The 24,714-nt window shown below is 73.4% G+C and carries 17 protein-coding genes, 1 pseudogene and 1 riboswitch; of the genes and pseudogenes, 5 read left to right on the top strand and 13 right to left on the bottom strand.

What is annotated here, in order from left to right; genetic code table 11:
* Positions 1–8 precede the first annotated feature (8 nt).
* Positions 9–836, bottom strand: coding sequence for a sulfurtransferase (locus ACF08D_RS00680; protein WP_392220192.1), 828 nt, complete (start codon positions 834–836; stop codon positions 9–11).
* Positions 837–1,140: 304 nt separating this feature from the next.
* On the opposite strand from ACF08D_RS00680, the gene ACF08D_RS00675 reads away from it, so the two are divergent.
* Positions 1,141–1,914 carry a VOC family protein gene (locus tag ACF08D_RS00675; RefSeq protein WP_392220191.1) on the top strand — a complete coding sequence of 258 codons (774 nt, stop codon included), beginning with the start codon at positions 1,141–1,143 and terminating at the stop codon, positions 1,912–1,914.
* 163 nt (positions 1,915–2,077) lie between these two features.
* Here the strand turns inward: ACF08D_RS00675 and ACF08D_RS00670 are convergent.
* From ACF08D_RS00670 to ACF08D_RS00655, 4 genes and pseudogenes are all read right to left on the bottom strand, one after another.
* Positions 2,078–2,713: pseudogene (locus ACF08D_RS00670) on the bottom strand (thymidine kinase); the annotation flags it as partial.
* A gap of 81 nt (positions 2,714–2,794) precedes the next feature.
* Positions 2,795–4,000 carry an alkaline phosphatase family protein gene (locus ACF08D_RS00665; protein WP_392220190.1) on the bottom strand — a complete coding sequence of 402 codons (1,206 nt, stop codon included), beginning with the start codon at positions 3,998–4,000 and terminating at the stop codon, positions 2,795–2,797.
* Entirely contained in the window at positions 4,000–4,602 is a 603-nt protein-coding gene (locus ACF08D_RS00660; protein WP_392220189.1) for a DUF5998 family protein, read from the bottom strand. The genes ACF08D_RS00665 and ACF08D_RS00660 overlap by 1 nt, the downstream gene beginning before the upstream one ends.
* 201 nt (positions 4,603–4,803) lie before the next feature.
* On the bottom strand, positions 4,804–7,737 hold the full coding sequence (locus ACF08D_RS00655) for a GNAT family N-acetyltransferase (RefSeq protein ID WP_392220188.1): 2,934 nt from the start codon (positions 7,735–7,737) through the stop codon (positions 4,804–4,806).
* 176 nt (positions 7,738–7,913) lie between these two features.
* Between ACF08D_RS00655 and ACF08D_RS00650 the strand changes: the two genes are divergently transcribed.
* On the top strand, positions 7,914–8,195 hold the full coding sequence (locus tag ACF08D_RS00650; RefSeq protein WP_392220187.1) for an HPr family phosphocarrier protein: 282 nt from the start codon (positions 7,914–7,916) through the stop codon (positions 8,193–8,195).
* Between the two features lie 232 nt (positions 8,196–8,427).
* Here the strand turns inward: ACF08D_RS00650 and ACF08D_RS00645 are convergent, their stop codons facing one another.
* From ACF08D_RS00645 to ACF08D_RS00630, 4 genes are all read right to left on the bottom strand, one after another.
* The gene (locus tag ACF08D_RS00645; protein WP_392220186.1) at positions 8,428–9,123 is read right to left on the bottom strand and encodes a GntR family transcriptional regulator; all 696 of its coding nucleotides are present in this window, start codon (positions 9,121–9,123) and stop codon (positions 8,428–8,430) included.
* A 260-nt stretch (positions 9,124–9,383) separates the two neighbouring features.
* Positions 9,384–10,172: a M23 family metallopeptidase gene (locus ACF08D_RS00640; RefSeq protein ID WP_392220185.1), complete on the bottom strand. Its 789-nt coding sequence runs from the start codon at positions 10,170–10,172 to the stop codon at positions 9,384–9,386.
* 13 nt (positions 10,173–10,185) lie between these two features.
* Positions 10,186–10,348: riboswitch (cyclic di-AMP (ydaO/yuaA leader) on the bottom strand.
* A 287-nt stretch (positions 10,349–10,635) separates the two neighbouring features.
* A complete protein-coding gene (locus ACF08D_RS00635) occupies positions 10,636–12,003 on the bottom strand; it encodes a M16 family metallopeptidase (protein WP_392221173.1) in 1,368 nt (455 codons plus the stop codon).
* Positions 12,004–12,029: 26 nt separating this feature from the next.
* Positions 12,030–13,385, bottom strand: coding sequence for a M16 family metallopeptidase (locus ACF08D_RS00630; protein ID WP_392220184.1), 1,356 nt, complete (start codon positions 13,383–13,385; stop codon positions 12,030–12,032).
* Positions 13,386–13,661: 276 nt separating this feature from the next.
* On the opposite strand from ACF08D_RS00630, the gene ACF08D_RS00625 reads away from it, so the two are divergent.
* A complete protein-coding gene (locus ACF08D_RS00625) occupies positions 13,662–16,115 on the top strand; it encodes a DNA topoisomerase (ATP-hydrolyzing) subunit A (RefSeq protein ID WP_392220183.1) in 2,454 nt (817 codons plus the stop codon).
* A 28-nt stretch (positions 16,116–16,143) separates the two neighbouring features.
* On the opposite strand, the gene ACF08D_RS00620 is transcribed toward ACF08D_RS00625, so the two are convergent.
* On the bottom strand, positions 16,144–17,238 hold the full coding sequence (locus ACF08D_RS00620) for a CobW family GTP-binding protein (protein WP_392220182.1): 1,095 nt from the start codon (positions 17,236–17,238) through the stop codon (positions 16,144–16,146).
* A 199-nt stretch (positions 17,239–17,437) separates the two neighbouring features.
* Here ACF08D_RS00620 and ACF08D_RS00615 point away from each other — a divergent pair, with 199 nt between their 5' ends.
* Together ACF08D_RS00615 and ACF08D_RS00610 are read left to right on the top strand one after the other, a co-directional pair.
* Complete coding sequence (locus tag ACF08D_RS00615; protein ID WP_392220181.1) at positions 17,438–19,141, top strand: ATP-binding protein; 1,704 nt, start codon at positions 17,438–17,440, stop codon at positions 19,139–19,141.
* Positions 19,138–19,815 carry a response regulator gene (locus ACF08D_RS00610; protein WP_392220180.1) on the top strand — a complete coding sequence of 226 codons (678 nt, stop codon included), beginning with the start codon at positions 19,138–19,140 and terminating at the stop codon, positions 19,813–19,815. The genes ACF08D_RS00615 and ACF08D_RS00610 overlap by 4 nt, the downstream gene beginning before the upstream one ends.
* Positions 19,816–19,905: 90 nt before the next feature.
* Here ACF08D_RS00610 and ACF08D_RS00605 read toward each other — a convergent pair whose 3' ends face one another.
* The 3 genes from ACF08D_RS00605 to ACF08D_RS00595 form a co-directional block, all read right to left on the bottom strand.
* Entirely contained in the window at positions 19,906–21,516 is a 1,611-nt protein-coding gene (locus ACF08D_RS00605) for a cation acetate symporter (protein WP_392220179.1), read from the bottom strand.
* A complete protein-coding gene (locus ACF08D_RS00600; protein WP_392220178.1) occupies positions 21,513–22,004 on the bottom strand; it encodes a DUF485 domain-containing protein in 492 nt (163 codons plus the stop codon). Before ACF08D_RS00600 ends, ACF08D_RS00605 begins: the two co-directional genes overlap by 4 nt.
* A 229-nt stretch (positions 22,005–22,233) precedes the next feature.
* A complete protein-coding gene (locus ACF08D_RS00595) occupies positions 22,234–24,351 on the bottom strand; it encodes a type IIA DNA topoisomerase subunit B (RefSeq protein WP_392220177.1) in 2,118 nt (705 codons plus the stop codon).
* Positions 24,352–24,714 lie beyond the last annotated feature (363 nt).

Raw genomic sequence — 24,714 nt, 5'->3', positions numbered from 1 at the left:
TCCGGGCGTCAGCCGCGTGCGGGGCCCTTGGCGACCGGGCGGGCGGGGTCGGCGGACCACTCCGACCAGGACCCCGCGTAGAGGGCCGCCCGGATGCCCGCGACCTCCAGGGCCAGCACCTCATGGGCGCCCGAGACGCCCGAGCCGCAGTAGACGCCGACCTCCGGCGCCTCGGCCGCACCCAGCGCCTTGAAGCGGGCCGCCAGCACCTCGGGCGGCAGGAACCGGCCGTTCTCGTCGACGTTCTCCGTCGTCGGGGCGGAGGCCGCGCCCGGGATGTGCCCGCCCACCGGGTCGATGGGCTCCACCTCGCCCCGGTACCGCTCCCCCGCCCGCGCGTCCAGCAGCAGGCCCGTCCGGGCCAGGGCCGCCGCCCCGTCCGCGTCCAGCAGCGGCAGCCGGCCCGGCTCCGGCACGAAGTCACCGGCCGGGGGCTCGGGCGTCACCGTCGACAGCTCGCCCCGCCAGGCGGCGAGGCCACCGTCCAGCACCCGCACGTCCGGGTGGCCGGTCCAGCGGAGCAGCCACCACGCGCGGGCCGCCGCCCAGCCCTGGCCGCTGTCGTAGACGACGACCGGCGAGCCGGCGCCGACACCCGCGCGGCGCATGACCGCGCCGAACTCCGCCACGTCCGGCAGCGGGTGCCGCCCGCCCCGGCCCGGCGCTCCCGCCAGCTCGGTGTCGAGGTCCACGTACACCGCGCCGGGCAGGTGACCGGCCTCGTACTCGGGCCTGCCGGGCGGGCCGCCGAGCTGCCAGCGGACGTCCAGGAGGACCGGCGGGCGCCCGCCGGTCAGCTCACCGGCGAGTTCGGATGCCGAGATCAAGGGATTCATGCCGCCATCCTCGCGCAGAACGAGCGGCGCGCGGTACGGCAGCGGAGGGCGTTCCCGGTACGCGGACGCATGGCGTTCGCGGTACGGGGGCGGAAAGCGTGCGGGCGACCGCGGGGATGGGCGGCGATTTTTCGGGCATCCTCCTGCCGGATCGCGCCGTATCACGGCGCGGCCGGGGCGCACCGCGCGGCCGTCGGTGCAAGCATCTGACGGGGCGTGAAGCCGGGCCCACAGCCCGTGGCCGGCACTCGTCGCGCCCTTTCCCTTGCACGGCCACGACGATGGTCCGAGGAGCGTAGTGACGATGAGCGAGGCGGCTCGGCGTGAACCCGGTACACCCTGCTGGGTGAGTCTGATGGTGCACCGGCTTGACGTGACGCAGGAGTTCTACGGGTCGCTGTTCGGCTGGCGGTTCCAGCCGGGGCCCCAGCAGCTGGGCCCTTATGTACGCGCGGTGCTCGACGGCGCGGAGGTGGCGGGCATCGGCCGGCTCCCGGCCGACCGGGACCTGCCGACGGCCTGGACCACCTATCTGGCGTCCGACGACGCCCGCGAGACCGCCCAGACGATCAGGTGCAGCGGCGGCACGGTGGCCGTCGGCCCGCTCGACGCCGCCGAGGCGGGGCGCCTGGTGATCTGCTCCGACCCGACCGGGGCGGTGTTCGGCGTCTGGCAGGCCGCCGCCCACCTCGGTACGGCGGTCGTGGGAGCCCCCGGCGCCCCCGTCTGGAACGAGCTGCTGACGCAGGAGACGGAGTCGGTCGGGAAGTTCTACAAGACGGTGTTCGGGTACGAACTCGACCCCGCGGGCGCCCCGGGGGCCGACGTGGTGACGCTGCGGGTGGGCGACCGGCCGGTGGCGTCCCTGCACGGCATGGGCAGCGCCCTGCCGCGCGACCGGGGCGCCCACTGGATGACCTGGTTCGAGGTCGAGGACACCGACGCGGCGGCGCACCGGGTGACCGAGCTGGGCGGCCGGGTGCTGGAGGCGCCGCACGACGACCCGGCCGGGCGGCTGGCGACCGTCGCGGACCCGGAGGGCGCCGTCTTCACGATCGTACGGTCGTCCCGGCGCTGACCTGGAGGGCCGGGGCGGAGAGGCCCTCGGCGGGGGCGACGGGTCCGCCGGGCCGGTGAGGAGTCTCGCCGGCCCGGTGCTGGGCGGAGTCGTCGGGCCGGTGGGCGGGTTCGCCGGCCTGGTGAGCGGGTTCGTCGGGCCGGTCCGTCAACTCTTCGGCCGGGACCGGGAGTACGTCGGGCGAGAGCGCGGCGGCGCGGGCGGTCGCGGCCGTCATACGGCGCCGGTGGTGGCGGCGGCAGAGCACCTCGTACCCCACCTCGTCCCCGGCGTTGACGTCCCCGATGACGACCTGGGCGCCCTCGACGACCATCTCCCCGCCGACGGTGCGCGCGTTGTGGGTGGCCCGGGCCCCGCACCAGCAGAGCGCCTCGACCTGGAGGACCTCGACGCGGTCGGCCAGTTCCACGAGGCGCTGGGAGCCCGGGAACAGCTTGGAGCGGAAGTCGGTGGTGATGCCGAAGGCGAAGACGTCCAGTTCGAGGTCGTCGACGACGCGGGCGAGCTGGTCGATCTGCTCGGGCGCGAGGAACTGCGCCTCATCGGCGATCACGTAGTCGCAGCGGCCGCCGCGGGAGAGGTGGGCGACGAGGTAGGCGTAGAAGTCGAAGCCCTCGGACGCCTCGACGGCGTCGGTGACCAGGCCGAGCCGGGAGGACAGCTTGCCCTCGCCCGCCCGGTCGTCACGGGTGAAGATCATGCCCTGCAGGCCGCGCGCGGAGCGGTTGTGCTCGATCTGCAGAGCGAGGGTGCTCTTTCCGCAGTCCATGGTTCCGGAGAAGAACACCAGCTCGGGCATGGGGTGGTGACGACCTTTCGGGGGTCCGGGTGGTGGTGCGGCGGTGCGCGGGGCGGTGGACGGTCGGGCGGCGGGGCAGGGTCACGTACGGACTTCGAGCAGGGGGACGAGCTGCTCCACGGGCGTCATCGAGCCGTGGACCCCGACCATCGCGGACTCGTTGGGCTCATTGACGGACGCCGTGATGATCACGTCGTCGTGGGCGGCGGCGATCACGTCCCCGATCCTGCCGTGCACCCGCTCGTCGATCACCGGGCCGAACCATCCGGCCGCGATCGCCTCGTCCCTGCTCGCCACCCAGAACTGCTCGCCGAGCACTTCGCGCCAGCACGCCAGGACATCGCTCGCGGCGCCCGGCACCGCGTACACATGGCGCGCCCTGCCCTCGCCGCCGAGGAGCGCGACTCCCGCGCGCAGCTCCCAGTCCTCGTCGAAGTCGATCCGGGACCGCTCGTCGAAGGGAATGTCGATCATGCCGTGGTCGGCGGTGACATACAGCGCGCTGCGGGGCGGGAGCTGCTCGGCGAGCCGCTGCACCAGCCGGTCGACGCACATCAGCTGGCCGCGCCAGGCGTCGGAGTCGACGCCGAAGCGGTGGCCGCTGCCGTCGACCTCGCTGTAGTACGTGTAGACCAGGGACCGGTCGCCGGCGGCGAGCTGCTCGGCGGCGAGGTCCATCCGCTCCTCGCCGGTGAGCCGCCCATGAAACGTTCCGCCACTGAGCGCGACCTTGGTGAGCGGGGTGTCGCGGAAGGTGGGCGAGGAGACCTGGGCGGTGTGGACGCCGACGGCGTCGGAGAGCTGGAAGACGGTCGGGTACGGCTGCCAGATGTGCGGCGGGGTCCAGGGCTTCCAGCGGAGCTGGTTCATCAGCTCGCCGATCGCCGGGTCGCGCACGGTGTAGCCGGGCAGCCCGTGCTCGCCGGGGGGCCGTCCGGTGCCGACCGAGGCGAGCGAGGTGGCGGTGGTGGCGGGGAACCCCGCGGTGATGGGCCGTCCCGTGCCGCCGCGCGAGCCGCCGAGCAGGGAGGAGAGGAAGGGGGCCTCACCGGGGTGGGCCTTGATCTGCTCCCAGCCGAGGCCATCGATCAGGAAGACGCAGTTCCGGTCGGCGGGCGTCAGCTCGGTGATGCGGTGCTCGAAGCCGGGGACGCCGAGCCCGGCGGCGAGCGTCGGCAGCAGGTCGGCCAGCGAGCCGGAGCCGTACTCGGGGACGGGCGCGGTGTCGAGGGCGAGCGGCTCGGGCTCGTCGGGCCAGGCGGACGCCATGTGTGCGGGCTGGACCATCAGCAGTTGGCCGCGGTGGCCGCAGTGGCTGCAGTGGCTTCGGAGAGTGCCTGCGCGAAGGCGAGCGCCTGCCGGACCGTCTCGGGGCCGTCGCCCGCCTCGCTGACGCGCAGGCTCAGGTCGTCGGCGGTGGAGCTGCCGGTGTAGCCGTGGTCGGCCTCGCAGTTCGGGTCGCCGCAGGCGGCCGGTTCGAGGTCGATCCGGGACACGGCGCCCCATCCGATGGTGAGGACGACCTCGCGCGGCAGGGTGCCGGGCGTGTACGACTCGGGGTTGGCGACGACACGGCTCAGCACGACGGACGAGATGCGGTCCAGCTTGACCGACTCGGTGGAGGTGGTGGCGTACGGCGTCGGGGAGCTGGTGTCGGCGTTCTGCTCGTCGGTGTGGCTGACGATGAACCGGTTGGCCGTCAGGACGAGGACGGTGACATGGCGGCGCACCTCGTTGGCGTCGAAGGTGGTCTCCTGGTGGACCAGGTACGACGCGATCGGCTCCCCGCCGACGGCGGCCTCCACCGCCTCGGCCACGAGGGCCGGGTAGTAGCCGCTGCGCTCGATCGCCGCGCGCAGCCCCTGGGTCGTCGTACCGGTCTTCGCCATGGGCTCCATCCTACGGGGGTGCGGTGACTGCGAGGGACGCTCGGGAGCCGGTTCGGCGCGGGGCGTGGCGACGGACCGCCGGTGAGGGCTGGGGCGGGCAGCGGGTGGGGGCGGGCAGCGGGTGCGCGGTGGCTGTCGTCGTCTCGTGGTGGCTGCTGTCGTCTCGTCGGTGCCTGCCGTCGTCGGTGAGCGCCGTCGTCGTCAGTAGCTGGGGAGGCGGCGGGGGCCGAGGTCGGTGCGGGCGGGTGGCGGGGCGAGCCGGACGGTGGCCCCGAGCACGGACAGGCCGCGGGCCGCGACGACCACCGGCTCCAGTCCGACGGCGACGATCTCCGGGTGGTCGTCCACCAGCCGGGAGACCCGGAGCAGCAGCTCTTCGAGGGCCTGGGTGTCGGCGGGCGCCGAGCCGCGCCAGCCGAACAGGAGCGGGGCGGTGCGGATGGAGCGGATCTGCTCGGCGACGTCCCGGTCGGTCGCGGGGACGAGGCGGTGGGCGGTGTCGCCCAGCAGCTCGGAGGGCGCGCCCGCGAGGCCGAAGGACAGGACCGCGCCGACGGCCGGGTCGATGGCGGCGCGCACGACGGTGTCGACGCCGCGCGGCACCATGGCCTGGACGACGGGCTGGAGCTCCTCGGGCTTGCCGAGGGTCTCGGTCAGCTCGGTGTAGGCGGCGCGCAGCTGCTCCTCGGTGGCCAGGTCGAGGCGTACCCCACCGAGGTCGGGGCGGTGGCGCAGGTGCGGGGCGGTGGTCTTGAGGGCGACGGGGTAGCCGAGGCCGTCGGCGGCGCGGACCGCGTCGCCTGGGGTGGGGGCGGGGAGCGCGGGGCGTACGGGGATGCCGTAGCGCCCGAGGAGTTCGCGGGCCTCGTCGGGGGTGAGGGTGACGCCCCGCTCGTCGGCCGCGCCGGTGAGCGCCCGGCCGATCTGGGCGGCGGCTCCGGCTTCGTCGATGCCCTCGTACTCGGGGACGCGCCCCGGCTCGGCCGCCTGGCGCCGCCACTGCCCGTACCGGACGGCCTCGGCCAGGGCGCGGACGGCCCGCTCGGCGGCGGGGTACGCCGGGATGCGGTACTCCCCCGCCGGTGCGTCCTCGGGAGCCGGGGCGCCCTCGGGGTGCGCGGCGCCCTCCGGGGCCCCGGGCTCGCTCGGAGGCCGGCCGCCCGGCGGGGTCGCGGGCGCCCGCTCCGGCGGCGGCACCTGGCCCGGCGCGGGCACCCGGCCCGGCGGGGCGGCGGGTGGCGGTGGTGCTCCGGGGGCGGGGGGCGCCGTGCTGGTGGCGGCGGCCAAGGCGTCGGCGAGGGCGCCCATCTCGACATGGACGACCAGCACCGGCTTGGCGGGCGCCTCCGCGGTGGCCGCCCGGAGGGCCGCGGCCAGCACCTCGCCGCCGCCGGACTCGGTCGCGCCGTTCTCGCCGACCCAGGGGATGGCGGTGACCACGACCGCGTCGGAGGTCTCGTCGCGCAGGGCCTCGGCGAGGGCGGCGCGGAAGTCCTGGGGGGTGGCCGCCGTGGTGAGGTCGCGCGGCGGACGGGGGCGCAGCCCTTCGGCCAGGCAGGCGTCGTACGTCAGCAGCCCGAGGGACTCCGAATTGCCGAGGATCGACACGCGCGGGCCCGCCGGGAGGGGCTGCCCGGCGAGCAGCAGGCCGGCGTCGACCAGCTCGGTGACGGTGTCGACCCGGATGACGCCCGCCTGGCGCAGCAGGGCCGAGACCGTGGTGTGGGGGACGCGGGTGGCGGGGACGGCGTGGCCGGGGGGCGCGCTGCCGCTGTGCCGGGCGCCCTTGACGACGACGACCGGTTTGACCGCGGCGGTGCGCCGGGCGAGCCGGGTGAACTTGCGGGGGTTGCCAATCGATTCGAGGTAGAGCAGGACGACGTCGGTGTCGGGGTCGTCGTACCAGTACTGGAGAATGTCGTTGCCGGAGACGTCCGCGCGGTTGCCCGCGGAGATGAACGACGACAGGCCGGCGCCCCGCCGGTGCAGCCCGGAGAGCAGGGCGATGCCGATGGCGCCGGACTGGGTGAACAGCCCGATCCGTCCGGAGGCGGGCGGGTGGGGTGCGAGGGAGGCGTTGAGCCGGACGCCGGGCGCGGTGTTGATGACGCCGAACGCGTTGGGGCCGATGATGCGCATGCCGTACGCCCGCGCCTGGCGCACCAGTTCGCGCTGGCGCTCCCTGCCCTCGGCGCCCTGCTCGGCGTACCCGGCGGAGAGGACCACCAGGCCCTGCACGCCGTGCTCGCCGCAGTCGGCGACGGCTTCGGGCACGCGTGCCGCCGGTACGGCGACGATCGCGAGGTCGACGGGCTCCCCGATGTCGGCGACCGAGCGGAAGGCGGGCACCCCCTCCAGGGTGGTGGCCGTGCCGGTGAGGGCGCTGTTGACCGCGTACGTACGGCCGGTGTAGCCGGCGTCGAGGAGGTTGCGCAGGACGGTGCGGCCCACGCCGCCCGGTGCGCGGCCGGCGCCGATGACGGCCACGGAGCCGGGGGCGAGGAGGCGCTGGACGGACCTGGCCTCGGCGCGCTGCTCGCGGGCGCGTTGCACGGCGAGCGACCGGTCGGTGGGCTCCAGGTCGAGGTGGAGGCGTACGGCGCCGTCCTCGAAGCTGCGTTTCTGGGTGTACCCGGCGTCGGTGAACACCTTGATCATCTTGTTGTTGGCGGGCAGCACCTCGGCGGCGAAGCGCCGGATGCCGCGCTCGCGGGCGACGGCCGCGATGTGTTCGAGCAGCGCGGAGGCGACGCCCCGCCCCTGGTGGGCGTCCTGGACCAGGAAGGCGACCTCGGCCTCGTCGGCGGGGGCGGGGGCGGGGAGGCCCTGGTCGTTGATCCGGTCGTAGCGGACGGTGGCGATGAACTCGCCTCCGACGGTGGCCGCGAGGCCCACCCGGTCGACGTAGTCGTGGTGGGTGAAGCGGTGCACGTCCTTGGCGGAGAGCCTCGGGTAGGGGGCGAAGAACCGGTAGTACTTCGACTCGTCCGAGACCTGCTCGTAGAAGCTGACCAGGCGCTCGGCGTCCTCGGTGGTGATGGGCCTGATCCGCGCGGTGCCGCCGTCCCGCAGCACGACGTCGGCCTCCCAGTGGTCGGGGTACACGTGTTCCGGCTGTTCCGACGGGGTCCGCATGGGCCCCAGAGTACGGCGCGGGCCGCCGGTGGCGGGGGCCCTGTGGACAACCCGGGTGAGACGGCGTGGCCGCCGTCCGCGTGCCCCGACGCGGCTGGTCCGAGCACCCCGGGGGACATGAGAGACTGGATTCCAGAAGTGGTCTAGACAACCTCCGAGACTCGAAGGGCAACACCATGGCTGAGCGCCGCGTCAACGTCGGCTGGGCCGAGGGCCTGCACGCCCGCCCCGCCTCCATCTTCGTCCGCGCCGCCACGGCCTCCGGCGTCCCCGTGACGATCGCCAAGGCCGACGGCAACCCGGTCAACGCCGCGTCGATGCTCGCGGTGCTGGGCCTGGGCGCGCAGGGCGGCGAGGAGGTCGTCCTGGCCTCGGACGCCGAGGGCGCGGACGCCGCCCTGGACCGGCTGGCGAAGCTGGTCGCCGAGGGGCTCGAGGAGCTTCCCGAGACGGTCTGACCCTCCCGGGTCGCACCTCCCGCGAAGAAACCCCCCACACGGGACGGAGTCGTACGGGCCGGAATTCCGGCCGGTACGACTCCGTCCTGCTTTCCCCTCCGCCGTCCGGCCCCGCCTCGATCTCCCGCCCCCTGTATTCGGGAAATCGGCACCGGAATTACCGGGGGCACTCATGCGGCGGGAATTCATTCCCCTCCCCCGGCCCGCACCCCTCATTTCTACGGGGCCTCTGTTAATTTCCGGCGTTCGCGGTGTTTACACGGTGTTGCGACGTCCTCACCGCCGGCCCCGCCGGCCCTTCCGTGCGGCGCAGCCGGTGGGCCGCCGCGGCCCGCTGGACATGGGCGGCGGTGAGCGTACGGGCCCGCTCGGCGTCGCCGCGCGCCACGGCGTCCACGATCGCGCCGTACTCGGCCCACGCCTCCGCCGGCCGGGCGGGCGCGTCGACCACCGCGTACATCCAGGCGATCTTCTGGCGCAGCTGGGTCAGCAGCCCGGTGAGCGCGGGGCTGCCGGACGCCTGGGTGAGCGTCTCGTGGAACCAGCCGTCCAGCGGGCGCAGGTCCTCGCCCTGGCCCCGGCGGGCCCGCTCCTGCCCCAGCCTGACCAGACCGCGCAGCACCTTGAGGTGCGCCTGGGTGCGGCGCTGCGCGGCGCGCGCTGCGGCCAGGGGCTCGAGCAGGGCGCGCATCTCCAGCAGGTCGGCGGCCTCCTGCTCGGTGGGCTCGGCGACGTACGCGCCGACGTGGCGGCGGGTGGTGACGAAGCCCTCGGACTCCAGGGTGCGCAGCGCCTCGCGGACCGGCACCCGTGAGACGCCGTAGCGGCGGGCCAGCTGCTCCTCGGTGAGGCGGCTGCCGCGCGCGTGGACCCCGGTGACGATGTCGTCGCGGATGGCGGTGCACAGCGAGTGCGCCGGAATGCGCATACCAGAACCCCCAGGTGATTCACGCGAAAACCCAGCCGGCGCCCCACCGATAAGTGAGCCGTTCGGGACGCCTGAATGCCGACTCTATGGCAGGACGGCGGAATTTCCGACCGCCCCCGGGAATTCAGGCCATACCTTCCGGCCGAAAAGCGCCCGCCCCGGAGCCGCCGCGGCGCGGGGAAAGAGCGGCGGAACGGCGAAGGCCCCGGTTCGGGCGGCGAACCGGGGCCTTCGGTGTGAGCGCGAGCGGGCGGGGCGTCTCAGACGTTGACGCCGTGCGAGCGGAGGTACGCGACGGGGTCGATGTCCGAGCCGTAGTCGGCGCCCGTGCGGGCCTCGAAGTGCAGGTGGGGCCCGGAGGAGTTGCCGGTGGAGCCGGACAGCCCTATCTGCTGGCCCGGCATCACGGTCTGGCCGGCCGAGACGCTGACCGAGGAGAGGTGGCCGTACTGGGTGTACGTGCCGTCGTTCATCCGGATCACGACGTTGTTGCCGTACGCGCCGCCCCAGCCCGCCTCGACGACGGTGCCGGCGCCCACGGAGACCACCTGGGAGCCGGAGGCGGCGTGGAAGTCGATGCCGGTGTGGCTGCCGGAGGACCACATGGCGCCACCGGTCTGGTAACCGGTGCTCACGTAGCTGCCCTCGACCGGGAGCCGGAAGGCGTTCAGCCGCTGGCGCTCGGCCTCGCGGTCGGCGCGCTCCTTGGCCTCGCGGGCCGCCTTCACCCGGGCCTCGGCCTTGCGCTTGGCCTCCGCCTCGGCCTTGGCCTGGGCGGCCGCCTTGGCCGCGGCCTCCTGGGCCTCCAGCTCCTGCGCCTCGGCCTGGGCGTCGACCTGCTCGGCGAGGCTGTCGGTGACGACCACCTGGTTGAGGCCGGTGTCCTCCAGGGCGCCGGGGGCGGCGTCCGGGGCGGCGGCGAGTGCCGGGGAAGCGAGGGTTCCGATGACGCCGGTGGTGGCGAGGGCCGCGACTCCGGCGACCTGCGCGCTCTTGCGGCTCAGGCGGCTGGGGGCACGGTGCTTCCCGGTGGCACGGGTGAACGCCATGGAGTGGCTGATCCTTTCCTTCCTTCTCGCCTACCGGGTTAGCTGACGGGTTCGGAGCAGGAAGGTCTCCTACGGGCCCCTCCGCACGGGTGCGAAGGCGTCCGATTCACCCCAGGGACTGAGTGGGTCCCCGGCTCCCCAGGCTCGCGCCTCAGGGGACTCGGCGATGGCTGCCCGGTGCCGCGGATGCGGCGGGTACCGGTCGGACAGCCGATCAGACGCTAAGCGGCCGATCTTTCAATCACCAAACAGACACGGTTTTTTGTAGCGCACGCCACAGCGCAGACACCGAACCTCCGCAACAAAGCGGACATATGGCCGGGGGTCGTGCGGGGGTACGGAAGGACCCCGGCACCGTGCGGTGCCGGGGTCCTGGAGCCGGCGGACCGGCGTGCCGACGGGTGGCTGCGCCGTCGCCGTCCGGACGGGCCCGGGGCCCGGCCGGACGGCGACGGGGCGTCAGTCAGCCACGTACGACGGTCACTTCGCCGATGCCGAGTGCCTCCACGGGCTCCTGGATCTGGGACGCGTCGCCCACCAGGATCGTGACCAGCCGGTCCACCGGGAAGGCGCTGACGACCGCCGCGGTGGCCTCCACCGTGCCCGTCTCCGCGAGCCGGGCGTACATCCGGGCCTGGAAGTCGTCCGGGAGGTGCTGCTCGACCTGGTCGGCGAGCGTGCCCGCGACGGAGGCGGCCGTCTCGTACTTCAGCGGGGCGACGCCCACCAGGTTCTGCACGGCCGTCTCGCGCTCGGCGTCGGTCAGCCCCTCGGCGGCGAGGGTGCGCAGCACCTTCCAGAGGTCGTCGAGCGCCGGCCCGGTGTTGGGCGTGTCGACGGAGCCGCTGATGGCGAGCATCGCCGCGCCGTCGCCCTCGGGGCCGGAGAGGAGCACCTGGCCGAAGGCCCGTACGCCGTAGGTGTAGCCCTTCTCCTCGCGCAGGACCCGGTCCAGACGGGAGGTGAGGGTGCCACCGAGGCAGTAGGTGCCCAGCACCTGGGCGGGCCAGACGCGGTCGTGCCGGTCGGGGCCGATCCGGCCGATGAGAAGCTGGGTCTGCACCGCGCCGGGGCGGTCGACGATGACGACCCGCCCGGTGTCGTCGGCCGTGACGGCCGGGACGGGCCGGGGCTCGGCCGTGTCGCCGGTCCACGCGCCGACGGTCTCGGCGAGCACCGCGTCGAGGTCGACCCCGGTGAGGTCGCCGACGACGACCGCGGTGGCCGTGGCGGGGCGGATGTGCGCCTCGTAGAAGGCGCGTACGGCCGCGGCGTCGATACGGGCGACGGTCTCCTCGGTGCCCTGGCGGGGCCGGGACACCCGGGAACCGGCGGGGAACAGCTCCTTGGAGAGCTGCATGGCGGCCCGGCGCGCGGGATTGGCGATCTCGTGCGGGATCTCGTCGAGCCGGTTGCGGACGAGGCGCTCGACCTCGCTGTCGGCGAAGGCGGGGGCGCGCAGGGCCTCGGCGACCAGGCCGAGGGCCTTGCCCAGCCGGGAGACCGGGACTTCGAGGGAGACCCGGACGCCGGGGTGGTCGGCGTGCGCGTCGAGGGTCGCGCCGCACCGCTCCAGCTCGGCGGCGAACTCCTCCGCCGAGTGCTTGTCGGTGCCCTCGGACAGGGCGCGCGCCATGATGGTGGCGACGCCGTCGAGGCCCTCGGGCTCGGCCTCCAGCGGGGCGGCGAGGAAGATCTCCACGGCCACCACCTGCTGGCCGGGGCGGTGGCAGCGCAGCACGGTCAGGCCGTTGTCGAGGGTGCCGCGCTCGGGGGCCGGGAAGGCCCACGGCTCGGCGGTCCCGGGGCGGGGCTGCGGGTGGAACTCCATGGACGTCAGGGACACAGCGGCGTCGCTCACTGGTCGGCCCCCTCTTCTTCCTGGTCGTCGGCCTGATCGTCGTCGGCGGCGGCGAGGGGCTCGTAGACGAGCACCGCCCGGTTGTCGGGGCGGAGCCGGGCCGCGGCGACCTCCCGCACCTCCTCGGCGGTGACGTCCAGGACGCGCTGGACGGCGGTCAGGGCCAGCTGCGGGTCGCCGAACAGCACGGCGTACCGGCACAGTTCGTCCGCCCGGCCGGCGACGGTGCCGAGGCGGTCCAGCCACTCGCGCTCCAGCTGGGCCTGGGCGCGCTCCATCTCCTCGGGCGTGGGGCCCTCGGCGGCGAAGCGGGCCAGCTCCTCGTCGACGGCCGCCTCGATGTCCGGCACCTCGACGCCGCCGGAGGTCTTGACGTCGAGCCAGCCCAGCGAGGGCGCGCCGGCCAGGCGCAGCAGGCCGAAGCCGGCCGCCACGGCGGTGCGGTCGCGGCGCACGAGGCGGTTGTACAGCCGGGACGACTCGCCGCCGCCCAGGACGGTCAGGGCGATGTCGGCGGCGTCGCACTCGCGCGTGCCGTCGTGCGGGAGCCGGTAGGCGGCCATCAGGGCGCGGGCCGGGACCTCCTCCTCGACGACCTCGCGCAGCTGCTCGCCGATGATCTCGGGTAGGGAGCCGTCCCGGGGCGGCCGCTTGCCGTCGTGGGAGGGGATGGAGCCGAAGTACTTCTCGATCCAGGCGAGCGTCTGCTCGGGGTCGATGTCGCCGACGACGGACAGGACGGCGTTGTTCGGCGCGTAGTACGTGCGGAAGAAGGCGCGCGCGTCCTCGAGGGTGGCGGCGTCCAGGTCGGCCATGGAGCCGATCGGCGTGTGGTGGTAGGGGTGGCCCTCCGGGTAGGAGAGGGCGGTCAGCTTCTCGAACGCGGTGCCGTAGGGGACGTTGTCGTACCGCTGGCGGCGCTCGTTCTTGACGACGTCCCGCTGGTTCTCCATGGACTCTTCGTCCAGCGCGGAGAGCAGCGACCCCATCCGGTCGGCCTCGAGCCACAGCGCCAGCTCCAGCTGGTGGGCCGGCATGGTCTCGAAGTAGTTGGTGCGCTCGAAGCTCGTGGTGCCGTTGAGCGAGCCGCCGGCGCCCTGCACCAGCTCGAAGTGGCCGTTGCCCCGGACCTGCTTCGAGCCCTGGAACATCAGGTGCTCGAAGAGGTGGGCGAGGCCGGTCCGGCCCTGGACCTCGTGGCGCGAGCCGACGTCGTACCAGAGGCAGACCGCGGCGACCGGGGTCAGGTGGTCCTCGGAGAGCACCACGCGCAGGCCGTTGGCGAGGCGGTGCTCGGTCGCTGTGAGGCCGCCGGAGCCGGCCTGGGCTGTGGCCGTGTGACCCATGGGCATGTACGTCCCTTCGATCGCTGTGTGATCGCCGTGTGCCGCTGTGCGGCGGGCCCCGCCGCGCGCCGCCGCGGAGGGTCCTGCCACTGTATGCGGCGGCCGCGACCTGCCGCGGACCGCCGTTCATGTGCTGCCACTGTATGCAAGCGCACTGACACCCCGCGAAGTTCCCGCATCCGCGTGACGTCCCTCTTCCGGGTCGCGGTCGGTGTTGTCAGTGCGACGGTCCACAATGGTCCGCGTCAGATCAACCTTGTTGGTGAAGGAGCCGCAGCCGCGATGGCCCGCCGCAGCACGAAGACCACGCAGCCCGACGACTTCGAGGAGAAGATCCTCGACATCGACGTCGTCGACGAAATGCAGGGCTCCTTCCTCGAGTACGCGTACTCGGTGATCTACTCCCGCGCCCTGCCCGACGCCCGGGACGGCATGAAGCCGGTGCACCGCCGGATCGTGTACCAGATGAACGAGATGGGGCTGCGGCCCGAGCGCGGCTTCGTGAAGTGCGCCCGGGTCGTCGGCGAGGTGATGGGCAAGCTCCACCCGCACGGTGACGCGTCGATCTACGACGCCCTGGTGCGCATGGCGCAGCCGTTCTCGATGCGGCTGCCGCTGGTGGACGGCCATGGGAACTTCGGTTCGCTCGGCAATGACGACCCGCCGGCCGCCATGCGGTACACCGAGTGCCGGATGGCGGACGCCACGTCGCTGATGACGGAGTCGATCGACGAGGACACGGTCGACTTCGCGCCGAACTACGACGGGCAGGAGCGCGAGCCGGTCGCGCTGCCGGCCGCCTTCCCGAATCTCCTGGTCAACGGCGCGTCGGGGATCGCGGTCGGGATGGCGACCAATATGCCCCCGCACAACCTGGGGGAGGTCGTCGCGGCGGCCCGCCACCTGATCAGGCACCCGGGCGCCGACCTGGAGACCCTGATGCGGTACGTGCCGGGCCCCGACCTGCCCACGGGCGGCCGGATCGTCGGCCTGTCCGGCATCAAGGACGCGTACGAGACGGGCCGCGGCACCTTCAAGATCCGCGCCACCGCGACCGTGGAGAACGTGACGGCGCGCCGCAAGGGGCTGGTCGTCACCGAACTGCCCTTCGCGGTCGGCCCGGAGAAGGTGATCGCCAAGATCAAGGACCTGGTGGCGGCGAAGAAGCTCCAGGGGATCGCTGACGTCAAGGACCTCACGGACCGCGAGCACGGGCTGCGTCTGGTCATCGAGATCAAGAACGGTTTCATCCCCGAGGCCGTCCTGGAGCAGCTCTACAAGCTGACGCCGATGGAGGAGTCCTTCGGCATCAACAATGTGGCGCTGGTCGACGGGCAGCCGCTCACCCTGGGCCTGAAGGAGCTGCTGGAGGTCTATCTGGACCACCGCTTCGAGGTGGTCCGGCGCCGCAGCGAGTTCCGGCGGGGCAAGAAGCGGGACCGGCTGCACCTGGTCGAGGGCCTGCTGGTGGCGCTCCTCGACATCGACGAGGTCATCCGGCTGATCCGGTCGAGCGACAACTCGGCGCAGGCGAAGGAGCGGCTGATCGAGCGGTTCTCGCTGAGCGAGATCCAGACGCAGTACATCCTCGACACACCGCTGCGCCGGCTGACCCGGTTCGACCGGATCGAGCTGGAGGGCGAGCGCGACCGGCTGACCGGCGAGATCGAGGAGCTGACCCGGATCCTGGAGTCCGACGCCGAGCTGCGCAAGCTGGTGTCGTCGGAACTGGCCGCCGTCGGGAAGAAGTTCGCCACGGACCGGCGGACCGTGCTGCTGGAGTCGGCGGGCGCGCCGGTCGCGGCGGCGTCCCTGGAGGTGGCGGACGACCCCTGCCGGGTGCTGCTGTCGTCGACGGGGCTGCTGGCGCGGACGGCGGGCGGCGACGCGCTGCCGGACAGCGGCGGCAAGCGCGCCAAGCACGATGTGATCGTCTCGGCGGTACCGGCGACCCAGCGGGGTGAGGTCGGCGTGGTGACGTCGGCCGGGCGGCTGCTGCGGCTGTCGGTGATCGACCTTCCGCAGCTGCCGGACACGGCGTCCGCGCCCAACCTGTCGGGCGGGGCGCAGATCTCGGAGTTCCTGACGCTGGAGAAGGACGAGGCGGTGATGTGCCTGACCACCCTGGACGAGTCCTCGCCGGGCCTGGCGATCGGCACCGTCCAGGGCGTGGTCAAGCGGGTGGTCCCGGACTATCCGGCGAACAAGGACGAGTTGGAGGTCATCGGCCTGAAGGACGGTGACCGGATCGCCGGCGCGGTCGAGCTGCGCACGGGCGAGGAGGACCTGGTCTTCATCACCAGCGACGCCCAGCTGCTGCGGTTCCCGGCCTCCCAGGTGCGGCCCCAGGGCCGGCCGGCGGGCGGCATGGCGGGCATCAAGCTGGGGGCGGGCGCCCGGGTGCTGTCGTTCACCGCGGTGGACCCCGCGCAGGACGCCGTGGTGTACACGGCAGCCGGCTCGTCCGGCGCCCTGGACCCGACGGCGGTCACCTCGGTGAAGCTCACCCCCTTCGACCAGTACCCGCGCAAGGGGCGGGCCACGGGCGGGGTGCGCTGCCAGCGGTTCCTGAAGGGCGAGGACATGCTGGTCCTGGCGTGGGCGGGCGCGGCCCCGGCGTACGCGGCGCAGAAGAACGGCACCCCGGTGGAGCTGCCCGAGGCGGACCCCCGCCGGGACGGCTCGGGCACCCCGCCGGCCAAGCCGGTAGCGGTCCTGGCAGGCCCGGCGTCCTAGCGGGGCGGGGGCGCGGGAGGGGCGGGGGTCACTCCGGGGTGTGGCTTGCGCCCTCCGCGTCCTCCGGGTCCGTGGGGTGCGGTGCGTCCGGTGCCTTGGGTACGTAGCGCAGGACGCCCCACATGCTGTGGTCCTCGGGGGCGTCCTCCGGGCCGGTGACGCGGGCCGCGTCCAGGGCCTTGAGCAGGGCGTCCCCGTCGGTGCCGGAGCCGATGAGGACGAGCTGGGTGAGGCGTTCCCCGCCGCGCGGCCAGGGTTCGGGGTAGAAGCGCAGGAAGCGGCCGACGGCATGCAGGGCGTAGCGGTTCGCGGGGTCGGCGTCGCCGAAGTCGACGAAGCCCTTGATCCGGTAGAGGCCGTCGGGGCGGGAGTCGAGGAAGTCCAGCAGCCTGCGGGGGTGCATCGGCCCGGCGGCCGTGAAGGAGACGGTGTCGTAGCCGGCGTGCGGGTGGGCGTCCTCGACGGCGTACAGCTCGTCGAGGTCCTCGAAGGTCAGCTGGCGGGGGCCACCGTCGTCGTCCCGGGCGGCCCGGTCGAACAGCAGCTCGGGGTCGATCCTGCCGTACGCGGCGTCGATCACCGCCGCCCGTTCGGCGAGCCCGGTCACCGTGGTGTGGACGCGGCGCAGCTCGTCCGGGCCGACGCGGTCGGCCTTGTTGACGACCACGAGGTCGGCGATGGCCAGGTGGCGGTCGGTCTCGGGGTGGCGGGTGCGGGTGGCGTCGAACTCGGCGGCGTCCACCACCTCCACGAGCCCGCCGTAGACGACGCGCTCGTTGTCGCTGGCGAGGATCATCCGGACCAGTTCCTGCGGTTCGGCGAGCCCGCTGGCCTCGATGACGATCACGTCGAGCCGGGAGGACGGCCGGGTGAGGACCTCCAGGTAGGTGTCGAGCTCGCTCGCATCGACGGCGCAGCACAGGCAGCCGTTGCCGAGCGACACGGTCGAGCCGACCTGGCCGGAGACGGTCATGGCGTCGACCTCGATGGAGCCGAAGTCGTTGACCATTACGCCGATGCGGGTGCCTCTGGCGCTGCGGAGCAGGTGGTTCAGCAGGGTCGTCTTGCCCGATCCCAGGAAGCCGGCGAGGACGACGACGGGGATCTGCTGCACGCTGCTCAAGGGGCGCCTTTCTCGGTGCCCGGAGGCACCCGTCTCGGTCGGTTCCGCGTCCGGTGGCCGATCGCCTGTGGCCGGTGGTGGGTGGCCGGTGGCTCGGCGCACGCGGGTGCGCCCCAGGATAGGCGGGGCGCCGGCCGGTGGCGGGCGGGCGTGACGCCGGACATTTCGCCGGGGGCCTGGCTCCGCTTACCGTTCGGGCATGACTCCCGCCGCCGCCTCGCCGCCCGCTGCCGCGCCCGTGTCCGGCCCGGTGGCGCGGCGGCTGCGGTTCGGGTGGCCGCAGCGGGTGTTCTCGCAGGTCCTGCTGATGCAGCTGGCCATCGTCGTGGGCGTGACGGTGCTGGCCACCGGGCTGTTCCTGGCGCCGCTCAGCGCCCAGCTGGACGACCAGGCCATGCGGCGGGCCCTGGCGATCGCCGAGGCCACGGCGTCCGGCCGGGTCGCCGGCGCGGTGACCACCACCCCGCCGGCCCCCGGCGGGCCGGTCCAGGCGGAGGCCGAGCGGATCCGGGTGGCGACCGGCGCCGAGTACGTGGTGATCATGGACCGGCGTGGGGTGCGCTGGTCGCACCCGGACCCCGCGCAGATCGGCCGGCCCGTCTCCACCGACCCGAGCGAGGCCCTCGCGGGACGGGACGTGATGGAGATCGACAGCGGGACGCTGGGCCGTTCCGCCCGGGGCAAGGTCCCGCTGCGGGACCCGGCGGGCCGCGTCGTGGGCGCGGTGTCCGTGGGCATCGAGTACGACAGTGTCCGCGCCCGGCTGCTGGCCGCGATCCCGGGCCTGCTGGCGTACGCCGGTGGCGCCCTGGCGGTCGGGGCGCTGGCCGCGTACCTGATCTCGCGGCGGCTCCAGCGCCAGACCCACGACCTGGCCTTCTCGGACATCTCGGCGCTGCTGGCCGAACGCGAGGCGATGCTGCACGGCATCCGCGAGGGCGTCGTGGCGCTGGACCGCTCCGGCCGCGTCCGGCTGCTGAACGACGAGGCGCAGCGGCTGCTGGGCGTGGGGCCCGAGGCGCGGGGCCGGTCGCTGGAGGAGGCGCTCGGCGCGGGCCGTACGACCGACGTCCTGGCCGGACGGGTGGAGGGCGAGGACCTGGTGACCGTACGGGGGCAGCGGGTGCTGATCGCCAACCGGATGCCGACCGGCGACGGGGGCGCCGTGGCGACGCTCCGCGACCGGACGGAGCTGGAGCGGCTGGGGCGTGAGCTGGACGCCACCCGTGGCCTCATCGACGCCCTGCGGGCTCAGGACCATGAGCACGCCAACCGGCTGCACACCCTGCTGGGGCTGCTGGAGCTGGAGATGCACGAGGAGGCGGTGGAGTACGTCACCGAGGTGGTGGGCGTGCACCGGGCGACGGCCGAGCAGGTCACCGAGAAGGTGCACGACCCGCTGCTGGCCGCGCTGCTGGTGGGCAAGGCGACCGTCGCGGCGGAGCGGGGCGTGTCACTGCGCCTGACGCCGGGCACCCTGCTGCCCGACCGCCTGGTGGAGCCGCGCGAGCTGGTCACGGTCGTGGGCAATCTGGTCGACAACGCGCTCGACGCCGCCGCCGGTTCCGCCGAGCCGCGCGTCGAGGTGGAGCTGCGCGCCGAGGGCCGCACGGCGGTGCTGCGGGTGTGCGACAGCGGCCCCGGGGTGCCGCCCGAGCGGCGGGAGCTGGTGTTCACCGAGGGCTGGTCCACCAAGGACCGCCCCGCCCACGGCGCCCGTCGCGGCCTGGGCCTGGCCCTGGTGCGCCGCCTCGCGGAGCGCCACGGCGGCACCGCGCGGGTGGCGGAGGCGCCCGCGGGCGGGGCGGAGTTCACGGTCGTCCTGCCGGAGGCGCTGACGGTGGACGCCCACGAGACGGAGGCGGGCCCGGCCGCGGCCGCCGGGGCGGGAGGCGCCGGATGATCGGCGTGCTGGTCGTGGACGACGACGTACGGGTCGCGGAGATCAACGCGGCGTACGTCGCCAAGGTGCCCGGCTTCGAGGTCGTCGCGGTGGCGCACTCGGCGGCGGAGGCGCTGGCCGCCGTGGAGCGGTCACCGGTTGAGCTGGTCCTGCTGGACCACTACCTGCCGGACGAGAACGGCCTCGCGGTCGTCCGCGAGCTGCGCCGGCGCGGCCACCAGACCGACGTGATCATGGTCACGGCCGCCCGTGACGTGGCCACCGTCCAGGCGGCCCAGCGCCATGGGGCCCTCCAGTACCTGGTGAAACCGTTCGCCTTCGGGGGCCTGCGCCCCAAGCTGGAGGCGTACGCGGGGCTGCGGCGCACGCTCGACGGCGGCGGCGAGGCGGAGCAGGCGGAGGTGGACCGGATCTTCGGCGCCCTGTCGGTGAGCACGGGCGAGCCCACCCTCCCCAAGGGCCACTCCCCCACCACGGCGGAGCTGGTACGCCAGGTCCTGCTCGCCGCGGCCGGGCCGCTGTCCGCGCAGGAGATCGCGGAGCGGGCCGGGGTGAGCCGGCAGACCGCGCAGCGCTATCTGAAGCTGCTGGAGCGGACGGGGCGGGTGCGCCTGTCGTTGCGGTACGGAGAGACCGGCCGCCCCGAGCACCGCTACACCTGGGGCACCGCCTGAGCCTCGGCCACCCGCGCCCGCGCACCAGCAGCGTCCCCCGGCCGCGGGCCGCCGGCTCCCGGGTGCTCCCGCCCGCGCCCGCCGCCCGCGCTACACGGCGCCCGCCCCCGTCAGGGCCCGTACCTCCGTCTCGGCGTGCTTGGCGGGGTCCGGGACCTCGGGGGAGGTGACCGTACCGAGCCAGCCGGCGAGGAAGCCCAGCGGGATGGAGACCATGCCGGGGTTCTGCAAGGGGAAGAGGTGGAAGTCCACTCCCGGGAAGAGCGCCTCGGGGTGGCCCGACACCACGGGCGAGAACACCACGAGGAGCACCGCCGGGACGAGCCCGCCGTACACCGACCAGACCGCGCCGCGGGTGGTGAAGTTCCGCCAGAACAGCGAGTACAGCAGGACCGGCAGGTTCGCGGAGGCGGCGACCGCGAAGGCCAGCCCGACCAGGAACGCCACATTCAGGTCCCGGGCCAGCAGGCCCAGCCCGATGGCGACCGCGCCGACCCCGGCGGCCGCGACCCGCGCCACCGCGACTTCCCCGTACCGCCGCGCGTCCTCCCGGCCCTCGCCGCGGCGGCGCCGGAGGGTGGCGTACAGATCGTGGGCGACCGAGGCGGACGAAGCCAGGGTGATGCCCGCGACCACGGCGAGGATCGTGGCGAAGGCCACCGCCGCGACCACCGCGAAGAGCACCGCTCCCCCGGTCGACCCCGCTCCCCCGCCCAGGTCGAGGGCGAGCAGCGGTACGGCCGTGTTGCCGGCGGCGTTCGACGCGCGGACCTCGTCCGTCCCGACGATCGCCGCCGCGCCGAAGCCCAGGACGATCGTCATCAGGTAGAACGACCCGATCAGCCCGATGGCCCAGACGACCGAGCGGCGCGCGGCCCGGGCCGTGGGCACGGTGTAGAACCGCGACAGGATGTGCGGCAGCCCGGCGGTGCCGAGGACCAGCGCCAGCCCGAGGCTGATGAAGTCCAGGCGGGAGGTCCAGTCCCCACCGTACTTGAGCCCGGGGGCGAGGAAGTCCCGGCCGTGCCCGCTGCGTTCGGCGGCGGTGGTGAGCAACTGCCCGATGTCGCCGTGGAAGCGCAGCAGGACGAGGACGGTGAGGGCGATCGCGCCCGCCATCAGCAGGACCGCCTTGACGATCTGGATCCAGGTGGTGGCCCGCATTCCGCCGAGGGACACATAGACCACCATCAGCGCACCCACGCCGATCACGGTCCAGGAGCGGGCCGCCTCGCTCGTCCCGCCGAGCAGCAGCGCGACCAGGCTGCCGGCGCCCACCATCTGCGCCACCAGGTAGAGGACCGAGACGGTGACCGCCGACGTCCCGGACGCGATCCGCACCGGGCGTTCCCGCATCCGGGCCGCGATCACGTCGGCGAGCGTGAAGCGGCCGCAATTGCGCACGAGTTCGGCGACCAGGAAGAGCACCACGAGCCAGGCCACCAGGAAGCCGACCGAGTAGAGCATCCCGTCGTAGCCGAAGAGGGCGATCAGCCCGGAGATGCCCAGGAAGGACGCCGCGGACATGTAGTCGCCGGCGATCGCGAAGCCGTTCTCCAGGGGCGAGAACAGCCGTCCGCCCGCGTAGAACTCCTCCGCCGAGCCGCGCCGGTGGCGGCTCACCCAGGTGGTGATGGCGAGGGTGGCCGCGATGAAGGCGCTGAACAGCAGGAGCGCGAGGGCCTGGTGGTCGCCGGTCACCGCTCGACCGCCCCTCCGGCCGGCGCCTGGCCCCGCTCCCGGTCGAAGACGGTCCACCGCAGGTCGAGCGCTGCGCGGTCCCGGTGCAGCCGGGCATGGCGTGCGTACGCCCAGGTCAGGACGAAGGTGCTGAGGAACTGCCCGAGTCCGGCGACCATGGCGACGTTCAGCGCGCCGGCGACCGGGCGGGCCATCAGCCCGGGCGCCGCCGTCGCCGCCACGACATAGGCGAGGTACCAGGCGAGGAAGGCCGCGGTGGCCGGTACGACGAAGCGCCGGTACCGGCCGCGCACCTCCTGGAAGGCCGCGCTGCGCTGCACCTCCAGATAGATGTCGGCCGCGCCGGGCCGCTCGGGCGGAGGTGGTGCGGGAGCGGGCACCTGTGGCGCCCCCGTGCCGTCCCCCTCGCCCCAGCCGGACGCCAGCGCGTCGTACCACGGGTCGTCGATCCGCACTGGCGCGGCATCGAGCCCTTCCCTGTTCTCCACCGGTCAACTCTCCTTGTCGGCGAACCGTTTCGGCCGCGTGCACAAGGATGGGCAGACCGGGAACATCCCGGACTCTTCTCTTGGGAGCGTTCACCCCATCAGGTGATGTTGGCGCCCGGCGCCCGCTCCAGGCGGTAAAGGAGCCGCACGCCGATACGCCGACGGGGGCCGGGGTGCCCTGGTGGCACCCCGGCCCCCGTCGCCGTAGCGGCGCGGCCGGCCTCGCCGGTCAGGCGTCGATGCGGGAGCGGTCCAGCGTGGCCGCGGAGCTGGTGATGAACTCCTTGCGCGGCGCCACGTCATTGCCCATCAGCAGGTCGAAGACCTGCTCGGCGCCCTCCAGGTCACCGATGTTGATGCGGCGCAGGGTGCGGTGCCTCGGGTCCATCGTGGTCTCCGCGAGCTGGTCGGCGTCCATCTCGCCGAGGCCCTTGTACCGCTGGATGGAGTCCTTGTAGCGCACGCCCTTGCGCTGGAACTCCAGCAGCGTCTGGCGCAGTTCGTTGTCCGAGTACGTATAGACGTACTTGTCCTGGCCCTTCTTGGGCTGGATCAGCTCGATGCGGTGCAGCGGCGGTACGGCGGCGAACACGCGGCCCGCCTCGACCATCGGCCGCATGTAGCGCTGGAACAGCGTGAGCAGCAGGCAGCGGATGTGGGCGCCGTCGACATCGGCGTCCACCAGCAGGACGATCTTGCCGTACCGCGCGGCGTCGATGTCGAAGGTGCGGCCGGAGCCCGCTCCTATGACCTGGATGATCGCGCCGCACTCGGCGTTCTTCAGCATGTCCGAGACGGACGACTTCTGGACGTTGAGGATCTTGCCCCGGATGGGCAGCAGCGCCTGGAACTCGCTGTTGCGGGCGAGCTTGGCGGTGCCGAGCGCGGAGTCGCCCTCGACGATGAACAGCTCGCTGCGCTCCACGTCGTCGCTGCGGCAGTCGGCGAGCTTGGCGGGCAGCGTGGAGGACTCCAGCGCGGTCTTGCGGCGCTGCGCCTCCTTGTGCTGGCGGGCGGCGATCCGGGTCCGCGCGGCGGCGACGGCCTTCTCCAGCACCGCGCGCGCCTGCGCCTTGGCGTCGCGCTTGGTGGACGTGAGGAACGCCTTCAGCTCCTTGGCGACCACGTTGGCGACGATGCGGTTGGCCGCGGAGGTGCCGAGGACCTCCTTGGTCTGGCCCTCGAACTGCGGCTCGGCGAGCCGCACGGTCACCACGGCCGTCAGGCCCTCCAGGGCGTCGTCCTTGACGATGTCGTCCTCGGCGACGCGCAGCAGCTTGGCCGAGCGCAGGACCTCGTTGACCGTCCTGGTGACCGAGCGCTCGAAGCCGCTGACATGGGTGCCGCCCTTGGGGGTGGCGATGATGTTCACGAACGACTTGACCGTGGTGTCGTACCCGGTGCCCCAGCGCAGCGCCACGTCCACCCCGAGCTCCCGGGTGACCTCGGTCGGCGTCATGTGGCCGCGGTCGTCCAGGACGGGCACGGTCTCCTTGAAGGTGCCCTGCCCGGTGAGCCGGAGCACGTCGCAGACCGCCTTGTCCTGGGCGAGGTACTCGCAGAACTCGCTGATGCCGCCGTCGAAGCGGAACGTCTCCTCGCTCTTGCCCTCCCCGGCCAGGTCGCGCTCGTCCCGCACGACGATGGTGAGGCCGGGCACCAGGAAGGCGGTCTGGCGGGCGCGCTGGTGCAGGTTCTCCAGGGAGAGCCGGGCGTCCTTGAGGAAGATCTGGCGGTCCGCCCAGTACCGCACGCGGGTGCCCGTGCGGGTCTTGGGCACGCGCTTGGTCTTGCGCAGGCCGTTGGCCGGGTCGAAGGGGGCGTCGGGGCCCGACTCGGTGAAGATCCCGGGGACGCCCCGGCGGAAGCTGATCGCATGCGTGGAGCTGCTGCGGTCCACCTCGACGTCCAGCCGGGCCGACAGCGCGTTCACCACGGAGGCGCCCACGCCGTGCAGGCCGCCGGACGCGGCGTACGAACCGCCGCCGAACTTTCCGCCGGCGTGCAGCTTGGTCATCACGACCTCGACGCCGGAGAGACCGGTCTTGGGCTCGACGTCGACGGGGATGCCCCGGCCGTTGTCCCTGACCTCCACCGAACCGTCGTCGTGGAGGATGACCTCGATGTGGTCGCAGTACCCGCCGAGGGCCTCGTCGACGGAGTTGTCGATGATCTCCCAGAGGCAGTGCATCAGGCCGCGGCTGTCGGTCGACCCGATGTACATTCCCGGGCGCTTGCGAACCGCCTCGAGTCCTTCAAGGACGAGCAGGTGCCGCGCGGTGTAGTTGGAACCGTCACGGTCTGCGGTCAGCAGCGCACTGGACGGCACGGACGTCTCGGCGGTCACGCGGTTCGCTCCTCGCTGAATTTGGATGGTGGCCTGTGGGGGTAAAGGCCCGGCGTCTGTCACCGGTCAGAGCGTACAGAGCCCTGGTAGAGCCGTTGTCACGCCACCCGTGTGAGAACTCATGCTAGTCCAGAGTCGCAAGGGTGTTCGATCCCTCGAAGGAGTGACGTGGACATCACGTTCCCTTCCAGGCATGAACCATTTAGGCTCCGGGCACGTCCTCATGAACAACCGGCAGCCAGCCGGGAGGGCTGAACGAGACTTAACGAGACAAGCAACGCGAAACCCGTAGAGCACAGCAATACGGCTCATTCGCCGCCAACCGGTAGCAGACAGCCTCCTTGGAAGAACTTTCAGGGAAAA

Source organism: Streptomyces sp. NPDC015131 (genome assembly GCF_043079975.1).
GTDB lineage: Bacteria > Actinomycetota > Actinomycetes > Streptomycetales > Streptomycetaceae > Streptomyces.
Note: the sequence above shows the minus strand (reverse complement) of the source record. Positions and strands in the feature narration are given on the sequence as shown.